This window comes from Kineothrix sp. MSJ-39, assembly GCF_018917935.1.
In the GTDB taxonomy this organism is placed as follows: Bacteria; Bacillota; Clostridia; order Lachnospirales; family Lachnospiraceae; genus CAG-194.
Map to the genome: position 1 here is coordinate 26,366 of NZ_JAHLPN010000009.1, position 16,426 is coordinate 42,791.

Annotated in this window: 10 protein-coding genes and 1 tRNA gene; 8 read left to right on the plus strand and 3 right to left on the minus strand. The window is 44.5% G+C overall.

Going from position 1 to position 16,426, the window contains the following annotated elements; translation table 11 throughout:
- Positions 1-29 precede the first annotated feature (29 nt).
- From KQI22_RS07415 to KQI22_RS07430, 4 genes are all read left to right on the plus strand, one after another.
- Complete coding sequence (locus KQI22_RS07415; RefSeq protein WP_216551457.1) at positions 30-1,097, plus strand: ABC transporter ATP-binding protein; 1,068 nt, start codon at positions 30-32, stop codon at positions 1,095-1,097.
- Positions 1,069-3,174, plus strand: coding sequence for a Gldg family protein (locus KQI22_RS07420; RefSeq protein ID WP_216551458.1), 2,106 nt, complete (start codon positions 1,069-1,071; stop codon positions 3,172-3,174). Before KQI22_RS07415 ends, KQI22_RS07420 begins: the two co-directional genes overlap by 29 nt.
- Complete coding sequence (locus tag KQI22_RS07425) at positions 3,171-3,779, plus strand: DUF4340 domain-containing protein (RefSeq protein ID WP_216551459.1); 609 nt, start codon at positions 3,171-3,173, stop codon at positions 3,777-3,779. The genes KQI22_RS07420 and KQI22_RS07425 overlap by 4 nt, the downstream gene beginning before the upstream one ends.
- Positions 3,780-3,946: 167 nt before the next feature.
- Positions 3,947-4,020, plus strand: a tRNA-Arg gene (locus KQI22_RS07430).
- 47 nt (positions 4,021-4,067) lie between these two features.
- Here the strand turns inward: KQI22_RS07430 and KQI22_RS07435 are convergent.
- The gene (locus tag KQI22_RS07435) at positions 4,068-5,405 is read right to left on the minus strand and encodes an MATE family efflux transporter (RefSeq protein WP_216551460.1); all 1,338 of its coding nucleotides are present in this window, start codon (positions 5,403-5,405) and stop codon (positions 4,068-4,070) included.
- Positions 5,395-5,946 (minus strand): TetR/AcrR family transcriptional regulator, encoded by a 552-nt coding sequence (locus KQI22_RS07440; RefSeq protein ID WP_216551461.1) that lies wholly within the window; start codon positions 5,944-5,946, stop codon positions 5,395-5,397. The genes KQI22_RS07435 and KQI22_RS07440 overlap by 11 nt, the downstream gene beginning before the upstream one ends.
- Positions 5,947-6,164: 218 nt before the next feature.
- Here KQI22_RS07440 and KQI22_RS07445 point away from each other — a divergent pair, with 218 nt between their 5' ends.
- From KQI22_RS07445 to cls, 3 genes are read left to right on the plus strand one after another with little or no spacing between them, the layout of a single operon-like run.
- Entirely contained in the window at positions 6,165-9,677 is a 3,513-nt protein-coding gene (locus tag KQI22_RS07445; protein ID WP_216551462.1) for an HD domain-containing phosphohydrolase, read from the plus strand.
- Position 9,678: 1 nt separating this feature from the next.
- Positions 9,679-10,869 carry a BMP family ABC transporter substrate-binding protein gene (locus KQI22_RS07450; protein WP_216551463.1) on the plus strand — a complete coding sequence of 397 codons (1,191 nt, stop codon included), beginning with the start codon at positions 9,679-9,681 and terminating at the stop codon, positions 10,867-10,869.
- Between the two features lie 57 nt (positions 10,870-10,926).
- On the plus strand, positions 10,927-12,495 hold the full coding sequence (gene cls / locus KQI22_RS07455; RefSeq protein ID WP_442905253.1) for a cardiolipin synthase: 1,569 nt from the start codon (positions 10,927-10,929) through the stop codon (positions 12,493-12,495).
- Positions 12,496-12,558: 63 nt separating this feature from the next.
- Here cls and KQI22_RS07460 read toward each other — a convergent pair whose 3' ends face one another.
- Positions 12,559-15,042 (minus strand): GH36-type glycosyl hydrolase domain-containing protein, encoded by a 2,484-nt coding sequence (locus tag KQI22_RS07460; RefSeq protein ID WP_216551464.1) that lies wholly within the window; start codon positions 15,040-15,042, stop codon positions 12,559-12,561.
- A 380-nt stretch (positions 15,043-15,422) separates the two neighbouring features.
- Between KQI22_RS07460 and KQI22_RS07465 the strand changes: the two genes are divergently transcribed.
- Positions 15,423-16,424, plus strand: a complete 1,002-nt coding sequence (locus tag KQI22_RS07465; protein ID WP_330623298.1) for a LacI family DNA-binding transcriptional regulator — start codon at positions 15,423-15,425, stop codon at positions 16,422-16,424.
- The last annotated feature ends 2 nt before the right edge of the window (positions 16,425-16,426 follow it).

Sequence of the window (16,426 nt, forward strand, 5' to 3'; positions counted from 1 at the left end):
AAATATAAGATGGTACAGGGAGGCAGACCATGATAGAAGTAAATCATCTGACGAAAAAATATGGGAATCATGTGGCAGTGGATGATTTGTCCTTTCAGGTAGAAGAAGGGCAGATATATGGCTTTTTGGGCCCGAACGGGGCAGGAAAATCAACCACGATGAACATGCTGACCGGTTACTTGGGAGCAACCAGCGGAGAAATCAAAATTGACGGACATGATATTTATAAGGAACCGGAGGAAGCCAAGAAGAATATTGGTTATCTGCCGGAGCTTCCACCTGTCTATGATGCCATGACCGTAAAAGAATATCTGGCATTTGTGGCAGAACTGAAGAAGATCGACAAAAAGGAACGACAGAAGCAGATCGAAGAGGTTATGGAGCTGACGAAGATCACATCCATGCAGGACAGACTGATCCAGAACCTTTCCAAAGGCTATAAGCAGAGAGTCGGTCTGGCGCAGGCAATTTTAGGCTATCCGAAGATCATTATTTTAGATGAGCCGACAGTCGGACTGGATCCGATGCAGATCATAGAGATCAGACAGCTGATTAAGAGTCTGGGCAAGAAACATACAGTAATACTGAGTTCACACATTTTACCGGAAGTCAGTGCAGTCTGTGATCATATCATGATCATTGCACACGGCAAACTGGTGGCAAGTGATACACCGGAAAATCTGAGCCGGCTGATGAGCGGCGACAACGTACTTTCCATGCAGCTTCGCGGCGCAGAGGATGCAGTCAGGGCTGCGGAAAATGAACTGAAAGAACGCTATACGGCGATTGAAGAAGTTCATATTTCGCAGAATGCGGAAAATGATCTGTGGCAGATGGAGCTTCATTATAAAAAGGAAGAAGATCTGCGGGAAGAGATCTTCTATTATATGGCAGAGCATAAACTTCCAATTTATGAGATGAAGATGACGAGTAAATCCTTAGAGGACGTATTCCTGGAACTGACGAAGGAACAGGAGAGCGGAAAAGCATCCGGACAGGATGCAGCAGAGACTGCTGCGACAGAGAATACGCAGACGGCAGAAACAGAGCAGAAGGAGGAGACAGACAATGCTGGCGATATGGAAAAGGGAATTTAAGAGTTATTTACATACGGTGATAGGCTGGCTGTTCATGGCAGCGATCCTCTTTTTTGTCGGATTGTATTTTACAGCAACCAACCTGTTATACGGTAGTGCTTATTTTTCAAACGTGATCAGTGCATGCGGTTTTATCCTGCTTCTGGCAGTTCCGATTCTGACCATGCGCTGTCTTGCGGAAGAACGAAAAAATAAAACCGATCAGCTCATTTTGACAGCACCGGTTTCTCTGGGCAAGATCATTGCGGGAAAGTTTCTGGCACTGGTTTCCATCTTTACGATCCCGATGCTGGTGATCTGTCTGTATCCGCTGATCCTGACAAGGTTCGGTAATGTTCCGCTGGCAGAAGCGTATACAGCGATTCTGGGCTTTTATTTATATGGGTTGGCCTGTATGGCAGTCGGTGTGTTTATTTCCTCTCTGACGGAAAGTCAGGTGATCGCGGCAGTACTATCCTTTGCTGCTCTCTTTGTCTGCTATATCATGAGCGGGCTTTGCAATATGATTTCTTCAGAAGGCAATATACTGACAAAGATTCTTGGATGCTTTGATTTTTACACAAGATTTTCAGCTTTTCTGACAGGAACACTGGATCTGAAAGCTGTGATCTACTTTGTAACCGTTATCCTGTTGCTTATGTTTTTGACCTGTCAGTCCATCCAGAAGAGAAGATGGAGCATTTCCGTCAAGAGTCTGAAAACAGGCGTATTCAGCAGCGGAATGATCGCCGTCGCGATCGCGGTAACGGTACTTGTCAATCTGGTTGCGGATCAGCTTCCACTTTCTGTATCCAGCATTGATATGACGAGTAATCATCTGTATTCCCTGACGGATGATACGGTGCAGTTCTTAAAGAACATGCAGGAAGATGTTACGATCTATGTATATGGAAAGAAGAGTACACTGGACGAAACGATTTCCCAGACACTTTCCAAGTATGAAAGTGAATCTTCTCATATTAAAGTAGAATATAAGGATCCGGTTAAATATCCGAATTTTGCATCGGATTATACAAGTGATACGTTGCAGGAAAACAGTCTGATCGTAGTGGGAGAAAAGAGAAACAAAGTGATCTCCTATGCGGATATGTATGAAACGCAGCTTGATTATAACACCTATTCCCAGCAGACGACCGGATATGACGGAGAAGGCAGGATCACAAGTGCGCTCGATTATGTGACGGCAGCAGAGATGCCTGTTGTTTACCGGATCACAGGACATGATGAACAGGAACTTGACAGTTCCTTCCAGACAGCGATGGAAAAGGCAAATCTGACCGTAGAAGATCTAAACCTGATGGATCAGGATGCGATCCCGGATGATGCGGATGCCATCATGATTCTGGCTCCGCTCAGTGATTTTTCCACGGATGATGCCAAGAAAGTAAAAGATTATATGGCAGCAGGCGGGAAAGCCATTGTTGTGACGACCTATACGGATAAAGATATGACGAATTTTAAATCTATTCTGGATGAATATGGGGTATCTGTGACAAAAGGTATTCTGGCAGAAATCGATAACGGACATTATTATCAGAATCCGTTTTATCTGATTCCGGAAGTCAAGAGCAACACTTATACTTCCGATTTCGCAGATTCTAAGTATGTATTTGCTCCGTATGCACAGGGACTGACTGTTTCCGAAAACGATGCCCTTTCCGTGACACAGATGCTTGTGACAAGTGAAAATGCGGTTGTAAAGGATGATCCGCAGAGCATGACGAGTTATGAAGCAGAAGATGGCGATGAAACAGGACAGTTTACTTTGGGCGCAAAAGTAGAGAAAACAGCAGATGATACAACAAGTACATTGTTTGTATTCTCTTCCGAGAACCTTTTTACGGATGCGTCCAGCCAGATGGTCGGCGGTTCCAACCTGCAGCTGTTTACACGTGTGATCAATGATCTGTCAGACGAACAGAGTTCTGTTTCCATTCCTGTAAAAGAGTATACACAGGAAAATATTACGGTTCCGCAGAATCAGTTCGTATTCCTCGGACTGACTACCGTGATCCTTCTGCCGGTATTACTCCTTGTAGCCGGTATTGTGATCTGGGTAAGGAGGAGAAGACGATGAAAAAACAGAAAATACAGATGATCATTTTACTGGTTGTGCTTGTTCTTCTGATCGGTGGTTATTTCTTCCTGCAAAGCTATAATAAGAAGCAGGAGGAAAAGGAAGATGCAGATAAGATCCAGGTGGCGCAGATCGATGCGGATGCGATAGAGGCATTTTCCTATCAGCTCAATGGAGAGACTTTATCTTTCACCAAAATAGATGGTAACTGGAGCTATGATCAGAATACAGAACTTCATATGGATAATGACCGGATCACGAGTATGCTTGCCAATGTGACAAAGGTAGAAGCGGACGAAGAAATCGATGGTGTGACAGATCTGTCCGAATATGGGCTGGAGGATCCGGCAAACGTCATTACCGTCACAACAGCGGATCAGACGTATACCTTTACGGTCGGCGATCACAATGCGACAGCAAACTGCTATTACTTTATGACCGATCAGCAGCCGGATGTGGTTTATACGATGACAAGCGGGCTCTGTGGCAGCTTTCAGGAAACGGCAGACGATCTGATCAAGCTCGAATCGGTTGTTTCCGATAACAGTGCGGAAACGGATGATGCAGCGGAGGCAGTAACTGACGAAGCATCAGACGCAGAATAAGGATAAGACGGGGCGGAAACTTCCGCCCCTTAAATATGTGATAATATATGTGTAAAATATGTGCGGATTATGTGAAAAAATATATGAAAAAATATACGAAAACAGTTGACAAAGAATACAGAATCATATAAAATACATGATGTTGCGAGTGACGTAACAAAGCATATGTGCGTGTAGCTCAGCTGGATAGAGCGTCTGGCTACGGACCAGAAGGTCGAGGGTTCGAATCCTTTCACGCACGCTGCAAAAGGCATCCCGAAGATTCAGGATGCCTTTTTTATATCCTTTTTAAATTAAGTGGAACTGTGTCCATTTTTGTGAATGATATCTGTGTATAAAAATGATACCACGGAAAACAAGATCCATGCTCATACCGAGTGCAACGCCGATAACGCCCCAGCCAAATACGAGTCCGAACAATGCAGAGAAGAAGAGTCTTGCGGCAATGGTCAGCGAAATAGAGGTGAGCATTGTAAATTTGACATCTCCCGCAGCCCGCAGCCCATTACCGAGTGACCCGGCAAACGGATATGCCAGTCCGTTAAAAATGTTGTTGATCAGGACAAGCCATATCACCAGAGATTTTGCTTCAGCCGAAATTGCGGAATAGCGGATGATCAGCGGTGTGATTGCAAAGACAAAGATATTCCATATAATAGACAGAACAAGCGTGATCTTGTTCAGCTTTTTAAAATAATCATTTGCCGCATCAATATCACGGGCCCCCATACATTGTCCGATCACGGTTGTATAGACGGGAGCCATGGCAAGTCCCATAATAGAAGCCAACGACCAAATGCTCTGTGCTACACCGTTTGCAGCGATCTGATAAGTCCCAAATAAAGCTACCATGCTGGAAAGCGCAACTTTGACAAGCTGGTGGATACCGTTCTCTATTCCGTTTGGCAATGCGATGCCCATGATCTTCTTTTGCAGTGAACCATCCCATCTGATCAGAGAAGCCAGCCGGTAAGTAACGGGGAGTTTTGGATAAAAACAGTAAGCAGTAACAGCAACGGCGGAAAGCATTCTGGTGATCAGTGAGGGATATGCCACACCTGCAGCTCCTAGATGAAATACAAATACGCCGATACAGTTTCCGATGATATTCAGCAGATTTGTGACAGCCGAAATATACATGGTCGCGTTCGTTTTCTCAATGCTTCTGCAAAGTGCGGCACCTGCATCATAGACAGCCAGCGCCGGAAGAGAAAAGGTTGTGATTATAAGATAGCTTTCGCAGGCGTGCATTACGTCCGGTTCAATTTTTCCAAACAGCAGATGTAGCAGCTGATCTTTAAATAAAAGGATCAGAGCGGACAATGCGATCGAGATCAGTATGGATATTAATAAAAGCTGACTGGCTGACCGGGAAGCTTCTTTTTTGTCCTGTTTCCCGATATACTGGCTGATGATCACTGCACCGCCCGATGACAGGGCTGTAAATAAGAAGATCAGAACCGTATTGAAAGACGTTACCAGAGAAACACCGGATACATCTGCTTCGCCGGAAAAGCTGACTACAAAGGTGTCGGCAATTCCGACAAACATCAGAAGAAACTGTTCCACAAAAAGTGGAAGGATCAGATTTTTCAGATCCTTATTGGAAAACATTTCATTTTTCATATTTCTTCAAAAAAGCCTCCTTACATTCTGTCAGCATATGTTCTGCTTTTTCCATATTCCAGTCGCAGAAATCTGTAGCGATCATGGATGCGATACCATGTGTGTGCATCCACAGATGATCATGCAGGTTATCTGCTTCCTCATAACTGATTCCGTAAAGCGTTATAAATTCCTTTACGGACTGGTCGATAATGGGAAAAAGCAGGCGCTTTGTCTGGGTAAATGCGTTTGCACGCATGAATAAAAAGCAGAAGAGTCTGGGTTCGTTTTGTGCAAAACGAATGTATGTCCTGTCATAAAGGCGGATAGCGCCGTCCGGACTTCCTTTTTCCATGACGGTTCTGAATTCTCTGACAGCCAGTGGGATCAGTTCATTCCGCAGTTCATCCATTCCCGTAAATGATAAATAAATGGGCTGTGTGGAACAGTGCAGGGATTTTGCGAGTTCCTTGACCGTAATGGCTTCAAAGCCTTTTTCCTTTAAGATTTTTAAAGAAACTTCTAGGATCATATCGTGTGTGATCTGTTTTTTTGCCGGCATATAAAACCTCCCGATAATAAAATAAATATATTTATCAATAAACAAGTTTATTTTATTTCAATCATATTTTTCTGTCAATAGATTACTCGGTTTCTGCATTTTATGGCACTCTTCTGTGACATCTGCATATTTTCATGATACGCAAAGTATGATATAATTTACTTTGAATGGATTTATGTATTGTGTAAGAGGAAAAAGAGTGGTAAGGGGAAATACAAATGAAAAATAAAAAAGAGCACAGGATCATTCTATGGACGATAGTTGCACTGGCAGTCGATCTGTTGGGACGTACAGTGGCAGACAGACTGACATTGCCAATCTGGTGCGATTCGATAGGTACTTTTTTGATCGCTTATATGGCAGGACCGATTTGCGGTGGTATTGTGGGATTTGCCAATAATATCATTTACGGTATTTTTGTCGATCAGCAATCCGTGTATTGTATTGTCGGGGCGCTTCTTGGCGTAGTGGTCGGTTATTTCGCAAAGAAGAAGGTATTTGAAAGCCAGTTCAGGACAATGACACTTGGTATGGGTCTGGCATTGTTTTCAACAGGCGTTGCGGTTGTGCTCAACACAGCATTATATGACGGACAAAGTGGAAATATCTGGGGAAACCAGGTGATAGAGCTCTGTATCGACAATGGGTTCCCTATCTATCTTGCAAATCTGCTCGGGCAGTTCTGCGTGGAATTTTTAGATAAGCTGCTCTGCGTGGAGATTGTGTATCTGTGTATCAGATTGAGCAGGTTCCGAAGGACGAGAAAACGGGTCGATACACTGCTTGTTCTGCTGCTTGTTATGGCAGGTGTTCTTCTGCAGAATGAAACTGCACAGGCAGGGGAAGCAGCTGATTATGATGCCTATATTCAAATGGAATATGGAAAGGAAGAAGGCCTGTTATCCGGAGAAGCCAATGATATCGCGCAGACAAAGGATGGAAAGCTCTGGATTGGTACTTATGCGGGTCTGTTCAGCTATGATGGTACCAGGTTCAAGCTGTTTCAGGATATAGAATCCATTAAAAATGTAAACTGCTTATATGTGGATGAAGAAGGCAGACTGTGGGTCGGGACAAATGACGACGGTGTGACGATTCTGATCAATGAGCATGTGATGAATGTGTTGGATGATGAAAACGGACTTTTATCCAATTCCGTAAAAAGCATTGTCTGTGATTCCAACGGCAATTATTATATAGGCACAACAGAGGGGCTTTCACAGGTATCTTTAAGCAGTGGCGTAAAGGTAACCAAGTCTTACAGGCAGATCAAAAATGTGATGGATATGTCAGCAGACGGGAATGGAAATGTCGTGATCGTGACAGAAAGAGGAAAGACCTATTGGCTGAAAGACGGCGAAATTGCACAGGCACCGCAGGGATTTGTGCAGAACAAGCCGCTAAGTACAGCCTGCTTTGCAGATGACCTGCTGCTGACCGCAACAGAAGACGATCAGGTTCTGCTTTATCAGACGGAAAATGAGCAGCTGAAGCTGCTTCAGACAACTGCCATGGATGGGATTGAGGCAATCAATTCTTTTTATATGACAGACGAAAATCAAATTTTTGTCTGTTCTGATACAGGCGTTGCCATATTACAGAAAAACGGCACTTATGAAAAGATGAGTACCGGTAAATTTACGAGTTCTATCGATAATATGCTGATAGATTATCAGGGGAACCTCTGGCTCAGTTCTTCGCGTCTCGGATTGATGGAGCTGTGTCAGTCGCCTTTTACGGAGCTGTTCCGGGAAATCGGAGAAACGGCTGTTGTCAATACCACACAGAAGTGGCAGGGGCTGCTTTTCTGCGGAACGGATCAGGGACTTGTCATTCTGGGAGGGGATGAAAAGAGCAGGGTAGAAAATGAACTCAGTGAACTGCTGCAGAATACAAGAGTGCGCTGCCTGACGGTAGACAGCCAGGATCGGTTATGGATCGCAACGACCGGAATGGGAATCTATCAGGTTTCTGCGGCAAACGGTACATACCGGATCCGTAATTTTACGGAAGAAGATGGTATGCCTGGTACACGTTTCCGAAATATCTGTGAGCTTTCGGATGGCAGGATCGTGACTGCGGGAGATTATGGTGTGGCAGTCCTTTCTGAAAATGAGGTCATACAGGTTTTTACGGCAGAAAACGGTCTGGTGAATGAAAAATCGCTCTGTCTGCTGGCGGACGGTGACAGCTTTTATATTGGTTCTGACGGTGGTGGGATCACACAGATCAGAAATGACAGGATCGTGGCGCATATCGGAAGAGAGGATGGACTGTCTTCGAACGTGATTCTGCGTATGGTTGCGGATCCGGTATCCGGCGGTATTTACATTGTGACCAGTAACGGTCTGTGTTACAGATCGCCGGACGGAAGCATAAAGTATCTGAAGAATTTCCCATACAGTAATAATTTTGATATGATCTGCGATGCGGACGGAACCTGCTGGATTTTGAGCAGCGCCGGCATTTATGTGGCGGAAACAAAGGATCTGATGGCAGATAAGAAAACGGATTATCTGCTGATCAATGCAAAACGGGGATTCCGTTCTTCGCTGGTTGCCAATGCATGGATGTACCGGGAGGGGGATGAACTGTATCTGTGCTGTGACAGCGGTGTAGTAAAGGTCAATATGTCACAGTATGATATGACGGCAAAATCCTATCGTATGATTCTGGATTATATTTATGTGGATGGTGAAAAATTTGATATTGACCGTGTGGATACATTCCGGCTTTCTCCACAGGCGGATACGATCGTGCTGGAACCGGAAGTATTAAATTATTCCATGAATGATCCATATGTCAGCGTTTATCTGGAAGGCTATGATACAAAGGCTTCTGTCTGTCTGTTAAGTGAGCTGGACAAGCTGACCTATCAGAAACTAAAACCCGGTATTTATACATTCCGGATCGCGATCCTGGACAGTGCGGATGGTGCGGTTGTGGAATCGGCAAACTATAAGATAGAAAAAGAAACCGAGATGTACCAGAACTGGTGGTTCCGGTTATACGTTATCTTTATTGCGGGACTTGTACTGATCTGGATCACATGGTTCATTACAAGAACACAGGCACAGAGAACGCTGCTGAAGCAGAAATATGAGTTGGAATACGCAAAGAAACAGATCCAGATGGGGAATGAAACCATTCTTTCCATTGCCCGGACAGTTGATGCGAAGGATTCCAATACAAGTGAGCATTCCTTCCGTGTATCGGAGTATTCTGTGGCAATCGCAAAACGGTTGCATTACACAAAGGAAAAATGTGAAAATCTCCGTCAGATGGCACTATTGCATGATATCGGTAAGATCGGTATTCCGGATGCAATTCTGAATAAGCCGGGCAGACTGACGGATGAAGAATATGCGATCATGAAAACACACGTAACACGAGGTGGTGAAATCTTAAAGGATTTTACAATGATCGACAATGTGAGCGTTGGTGCGTTGTATCACCATGAACGATATGACGGAACAGGATACTGTGCGGGACTGAAGGGAGAAGAGATCCCGTTAGATGCAAGGATCATCGGTATTGCCGATGCGTTTGATGCCATGACGGCAAACCGTGTTTATCGAAAACAACTGGATATTGATTTTGTGATTGGCGAACTGAAGCGTTGCAGCGGAACACAGTTTGATCCGAAGCTGGTAGATATTTTACTGTCCCTGATCGAAGATGGAACGATTGATGTGGAAAAACTGTATGCAAAGTCTAAGGAGGATAAGTAGGATGAAACGGACATACACTTTATGTATTATCACTTCTCTGATCATGTGTATCCTGGCAGTTGGCGTGCATCGTATCACGAGAACGGAAGAAAAGCATCTGAAAGTCGGATTTATCTTTGTCGGTGATGAGATCACACCATATACAGAGAATTTTATCAAAGCAAGAAATCATGTGATGGAAGTGTACGGAGATCAGATCGAATGTGTTACCAAATATAATGTAACGGAAGATCAGATCGAGGAACCGCTGCAGGAGCTGGTTGCTGAAAAATGTGATTATATCATCGCAGCAAGCTACGGTTATGGTCCGGTTGTGAAAGAGGTGGCGGAAAAGCATCCGGAGATCCAGTTTTGCGTTCCAACGGGGGACAATGCCAATCAGGAACCGGTTCTTTCCAATTACCACAACTGTTATGGCACGATTTATCAGGGACGTTATGTCTGTGGTGTTGTGGCGGGTGTGAAATTAAAAGAAATGATAGAAAATGGGATCATTACGCCGGAGCAGGCAAAGATCGGTTATGTTGCGGCATTTCCGTATGCAGAGGTCATATCCGGTTATACGGCATTTTATCTGGGTGTCAGATCGGTTGTGCCCGAGGCAACGATGCTTGTCAAATATACGGATACATGGTCAAATTATTCCATGGAAAAACAGGTGGCAACGGAACTGATCGAACAGGATTGCGTACTCATTTCGCAGCATTCCGACACAATAGGACCGGCAACGGCCTGCGAAAATGCAGGAGGCAGTATTCCGGTGTATCATGTTGGCTATAATCAGAGTATGACGGATGTTGCGCCGACAAGATCACTGGTAAGCAGCTGTGTGGATTATTCCTATTATTTTGAGCAGTCGATCTATGCGCTTTTGCATGACAAAAAGATCGAAGACTGCATAGACGGTAAGACATACGGACAGGATGCCATGGCAGGGCTGGATAAGAACTGGGTACGTATTCTGGATATCAATGAAGCAATTGTACCAAAGGAAACGGATCAGATCGTTGAAGATACGATCAATGAGCTGGTCAGCGGAAAAAAACAGGTATTTTCAGGAAACCTGACAGGTGTTGACCCGTATGATAGTACAAAACGGATCGACCTGAATACACCGTATATAGAAAATGAAACATCTTCATCACCGACATTTTCCTATATTTTAGATGATGTGATCACGATCGTGGAATGATGATGCGGGAATAAAAATGAGAGTGGAATGTGGGAGGCGCTTATGCAACAGGGGTCAATGTCACGGATCCGCCAGAAAACAAAAAAGGTAAAGCAGAGTGGTGGCAGGGTGCTGTTCCGTCTGATATTCAGCCGGACTATGGTCACAATTCTGCTTTTGCTGTTGCAGATATTATGTCTGGGCGGCATTTTTCGTATGGTCAGACTATCCAAAGAACTGATCACACTCAGTAACCTGGTTGGTATGGCTGCAATCGTTTATATCATCAACAGTGAGGATAACCCTGCGTTTAAGCTGGCATGGGTGCTTCCGATTTGTCTTGTGCCGGTTTTCGGGATCGGATTCTATTTCTTTATCATGCTGAATCCCGGAAATCGGGGACTGCAAAAGCTGCTAAATCGCAGAAAGGATGAGACAAAGCCGTATCTGCGGACAGAATATCATGTTGTGGAAAAACTGAAAAAAGAAAGTACCGGAATCCGTAATCTGGGGCATTATATTCAGAATCAGAATGGTTTTCCGACTTACGATCATACGAATGTAACGTTTTTCTCCACGGGAGAAGAAAAATACGCAGATCTTTTAAAGGAATTGGAGCGGGCAGAGCATTTTATCTTTCTGGAATATTTTATCATCAATCAGGGAGAAGTCTGGGATCATGTGCTGGAAATACTGGAACGGAAAGTAAAAGAAGGCGTGGAAGTACGCGTCATGTACGACGGTATGTGTGCACTTGTATCCCTTCCATACCGTTATCCGCAGCAACTTCGGGAAAAGGGAATCCGGGCAAAGATGTTTTCGCCGATCAAACCGCTTCTGTCCACGCATCAGAATAACAGAGATCACCGCAAGATCGCCGTGATCGATGGCAGGGTGGCATATAACGGCGGAATCAATCTGGCAGATGAATATATGAATCTGAAAAAACGTTTCGGGCACTGGAAGGATACGGCGGTCAAGCTGGAAGGTGAGGCAGTCAGAAGCTTTACAATCATGTTTTTACAGATGTGGTATATGACAGAAACGGGGGAGGGTGAGTATGAAACATATCTGCCGCGCTATGGTGCGCCCATGGCACCGGGCTATGTGATCCCGTTCAATGACGATCCGATTAACCGCCTTGATATTGCAGAGAGTGTTTATCTGGATATCCTGTATAAGGCAAAGAAATATGTGCATATAATGACGCCTTATCTGATCATAGACAACGAGCTCGTTACAGCATTGACTTATGCGGCGAGAAGAGGCGTGGATGTGAAGCTGATCCTGCCCCATATACCGGATAAAAAGATCATCTTTGCAATTGCAAGGACGTATTATCCACAGCTTCTGGAAGCAGGCGTAAAGATTTACGAATACACGCCGGGCTTTGTACATGCAAAGGAATTTGTTTCAGACGATAAGAAGGCGGTGGTTGGCAGTATCAATCTGGATTTCAGAAGTCTGTATGAGCATTTTGAATGTGCAACCTTTATTTATAAGAATCCGGTCATTCTGGATATAGAAAAGGACTATCAGGAAACGCTTAAGAAGTGCAGGAAAATCGATATGCAGTTTTGCGTGGATCTGCCGCTTTGGTACCGGATTGGCGGTCATGTGTTCAGGCTGTTCGGACCGCTTGTATAAAATTATAGGAAGAAAAAGAAAGGGGCTTCGGCAAATGCCGAAGCCCTTAATATTTGTAATGGATTAGCCCATAACAACTTCTACTGTATGAGTCTTACCGTCGCCGAATGCAGGAATGACATTGCCTTCAATCGCATTACCGTCAACTGTTACGCTCTTGATACCCTTGTTGACATGAGAAGGATTGGAAACCCTGATGTCATAAGTAGCACCGCGGAACTGACGTGTTGCAGTAAGACCATCCCATGCAGCAGGGATAGATGGATCAATCTTCAGACCATCGAAGTCTGCTGAGATACCAAGGATGTACTGGGAAATAGCAACCATGTTCCATGCAGCAGTACCTGTCAGCCATGAGTTCTTGCCCTGACCGAAGTTCTTACCGGTCTGCCCGATATCAGAACCAGCGTCCTTACCACCGATCATCTGACCGTATACATATGGCTCAGTCTTGTGCAGATCTGAAGTCTCTTCTGTAAAGGCAGGAGCGATCTCTGAATAATACTTAAATGCCTGATCACCCTGGCCTGCGTAAGCGGCAGCACAGATGATCCATGCATTGTTGTGAGTGAAGATACCGGCATTTTCTTTATATCCGCCCGGATATGTGGAGATTTCGCCGTACTGTACATAGTATTTTGTATAAGCAGGGTTGTTCAGAACAAGACCGTGCTTTGTATTTAATCTCTCGTCAATCGCTTTCAGAGTCTTCAGATCAGCGCCCTGATCTTTACCGATCTCTGACATGATAGCGAAGCCCTGTGGCTCGATGAAGATCTGACCTTCTTCACATTCCTTAGATCCCATCTTTTCGCCGTTTGCATCGTATGCACGCAGGAACCAGTCGCCGTCCCATGCGGATTCCATAACGTTTGCTTTCATCTTATCGATCTCAGCCTGTGCTTTTGCAGCTTCGTCGTCTTTGTCAAGGTGCTTTAAGATAGCAACGTAGTTTGGACCTGCATAGGTAAATAAAGTAGCAACCATAACAGACTCAGCAACCTTTGAGTAACCGCCTTCAGCAGCGAACTTCGGATTTGTGTAAGTCTGGAAGCTTTCACCCGGTGTATCGGAGAAGCAGGAAAGGTTGATACAGTCGTTCCAGTCAGCACGCATTGCAAGTGGAAGACCATGCGGTCCTAAGTTGTCTACAATGTGGTAGAAGGAAACTTTTAAGTGCTCCAGCATTGTCTGTGCGATAGACATATCATTATCATAAGGAACCATCTCATCCAGGATTGTCCAGTCGCCTGTTTCCTTAATATATGCGGAAACGGAAAGGATCAGCCATAACGGATCATCTGAGAAGTCTCCGCCGATATCTGCGTTACCTTTCTTTGTCAGTGGCTGATACTGATGGTAGCATCCGCCATCCGGGAACTGTGTAGAAGCAATATCAATGATTCTTTCTCTTGCACGATCCGGGATCTGATGAACGAATCCGAGAACGTCCTGGTTGGAATCACGGAAGCCCATACCACGTCCGATACCTGACTCAAAGTAGGAAGCGGAACGGGAAAGGTTGAAGGTTACCATACACTGGTACTGGTTCCAGATGTTTACCATACGGTTTACTTTTTCATCCGGTGTGTTGACATTTAAGATGCCAAGCAGGTGATCCCAGTATGCTTTCAGCTCTGCCATTCCGGCAGCAACCTTTTCGGGTGTGTTGTACTGGTCGATCATGGCAAGTGCTTTTACTTTGTTGATCGTCTTGCCGTCTGCCTCGAATTTCTGATCTTCCGGCATTTCTACATAACCGAGTACGAATACGAGTGTCTTGCTTTCACCCGGTGCAAGTTTGATCTTCTTGCAGTGGGAAGCGATCGGAGACCAGCCGTCTGCGATGGAGTTAGTCGGTGCGTTGTTTGTAACAACCTGTGGATCGCCGAAGCCGTTGTACATACCGATGAAAGCATCTCTGTCTGTATCAAAACCGTCGATCTCGTCATTTACAGTATAGAAAGCGAAGTGATTACGTCTGTCTCTGTACTCTGTCTTGTGATATACAGTAGATCCAACTACTTCAACACGTCCTGTAGAGAAGTTTCTCTGGAAGTTTGTACAGTCATCCTGTGCATCCCATAAACACCACTCAGCGAAAGAATACAGTGTGAATTCTTTATCCTGGGAGCCCTCGTTTGTCAGGACAACCTGCTGTACTTCACCGTCGTAGTTCTGTGGTACGAAGAAAGTAACTTCTGCTTTCAGATCGTTTTTCTTACCTGTGATAACAGTGTAGCCCATACCATGACGGCATTCATAAGAGTCAAGCTCTGTCTTGACCGGAGACCAGCCCGGATTCCAGATCGTACCGTTTTCATTAATATAGAAGTAACGGCCTCCCATATCGATCGGTACATTATTATAACGATAACGTGTGATACGGCGAAGACGTGCATCCTTGTAGAAGCTGTAGCCGCCTGCTGTATTGGAGATCAGAGAGAAGAACCCCTGTGTTCCTAAGTAGTTGATCCATGGATATGGAGTTCTTGGAGATGTGATGACATATTCTCTTCTGTCATCATCGAAATAACCAAATTTCATAATTCTATGTCCTTTCGTAATTTAAATTTGCGAAAACTTAGAAAACGATTAAGTAAGACAAGATTTTGAAATCTTTACAGACAAAATTATACTCAATGCCCGGAATAAAAGCAAGCAAAAGCTGGCAAAAACAAACTTATTTTAATAGTTGTAATATAGAAGAAAAGGGTTTATTATAAATATGAACAAAATGTAAACGAACTGTGTATGAACTGTTCAAAAACGGATCGCCAAAATTGTGAAATAGTACCAAAAATATAGAAACTATACAAAAAAAAGTAAAAAACCATTGCCAAATTATCCAAATTGTAATATATTAAAAAGGCGAAAACGATTAAGTAATTTTCATGTTTTCCTTGAGAGGAGAAGACATGGTATCCATGAAAGATATAGCTGCTGCTTGCCACGTTTCCGTTGCCACAGTCAGTAAAGCACTGAATGGGCACAGAGATATCAGCGAGGAGACGAAGCTACATATTAAGAAGGTAGCGAAGGATATGGGGTACTTCCCCAATTCAGTTGCCAGAGCATTAAAAACAAATAAGACATTTAACATCGGTGTCCTGTTTGTGGAAGAAGCACACAGTGGTCTGACACATAACTACTTTTCACATCTGCTTGACAGCTTTAAGGTCACGGCAGAGGCGCAGGGATACGATATCACATTCCTTAATTGCAATAAGCAGAGAAAAGACAGAATGTCTTATCTGGAACACAGCCGCTACAGGGGCTTCGATGGAGTTGTCATTGCATGTGTCAACTTTGAAGATCCCGAAGTGATCGAACTGATCGAAAGTAATCTTCCGGTCGTGACGATCGACAGGGTATTCCCCAACCGCATCAGTATTGCTTCCGATAATAAGAAAGGGATCACAGATCTGGTTTCCTACATTATTAAAAAGGGGCATACAAAGATCGCATACATACACGGCCGTGATTCCGCAGTCACAAGGCAGCGTCTGACAGGCTTCCGGGAAGTGATGGAACAACATGATATTGTTGTTCCGGAAGAATATATCCGGGAGACCGATTATCGGGATATCCAGAGAACGGCGATCGCAACGGCAGAACTTTTAAAATTGCCGGATCCGCCTACCTGTATTTTGTTCCCGGATGACTATGCTGCATATGGTGGCATCAATGTAATAAAAGCCGCAGGGCTCCGCATTCCGGAAGATGTTTCGGTAGCAGGATATGATGGCATCTCACTGGCGACTAAGATAGAGCCGAAGATGACGACGATCAAGCAGGACACCAAGACGATGGGAATGCTGGCAGCGGAAAAACTGATCGCTCTGATCGAGAGACCGAGTACGACGGAGATTACATCCATCACCGTGCCGGGCATCCTTTTACCGGGGGCGACAGTTGCAAGCCAATAAAG

Coding starts and splice junctions, on each gene's coding strand:
- KQI22_RS07415 (WP_216551457.1), top strand. CDS start 30: ATGATAGAAGTAAATCATCTGACGAAAAAATATGGGAATCATGTGGCA.
- KQI22_RS07420 (WP_216551458.1), top strand. CDS start 1,069: ATGCTGGCGATATGGAAAAGGGAATTTAAGAGTTATTTACATACGGTG.
- KQI22_RS07425 (WP_216551459.1), top strand. CDS start 3,171: ATGAAAAAACAGAAAATACAGATGATCATTTTACTGGTTGTGCTTGTT.
- KQI22_RS07435 (WP_216551460.1), bottom strand. CDS start 5,405: ATGAAAAATGAAATGTTTTCCAATAAGGATCTGAAAAATCTGATCCTT.
- KQI22_RS07440 (WP_216551461.1), bottom strand. CDS start 5,946: ATGCCGGCAAAAAAACAGATCACACACGATATGATCCTAGAAGTTTCT.
- KQI22_RS07445 (WP_216551462.1), top strand. CDS start 6,165: ATGAAAAATAAAAAAGAGCACAGGATCATTCTATGGACGATAGTTGCA.
- KQI22_RS07450 (WP_216551463.1), top strand. CDS start 9,679: ATGAAACGGACATACACTTTATGTATTATCACTTCTCTGATCATGTGT.
- cls (WP_442905253.1), top strand. CDS start 10,927: ATGTCACGGATCCGCCAGAAAACAAAAAAGGTAAAGCAGAGTGGTGGC.
- KQI22_RS07460 (WP_216551464.1), bottom strand. CDS start 15,042: ATGAAATTTGGTTATTTCGATGATGACAGAAGAGAATATGTCATCACA.
- KQI22_RS07465 (WP_330623298.1), top strand. CDS start 15,423: ATGAAAGATATAGCTGCTGCTTGCCACGTTTCCGTTGCCACAGTCAGT.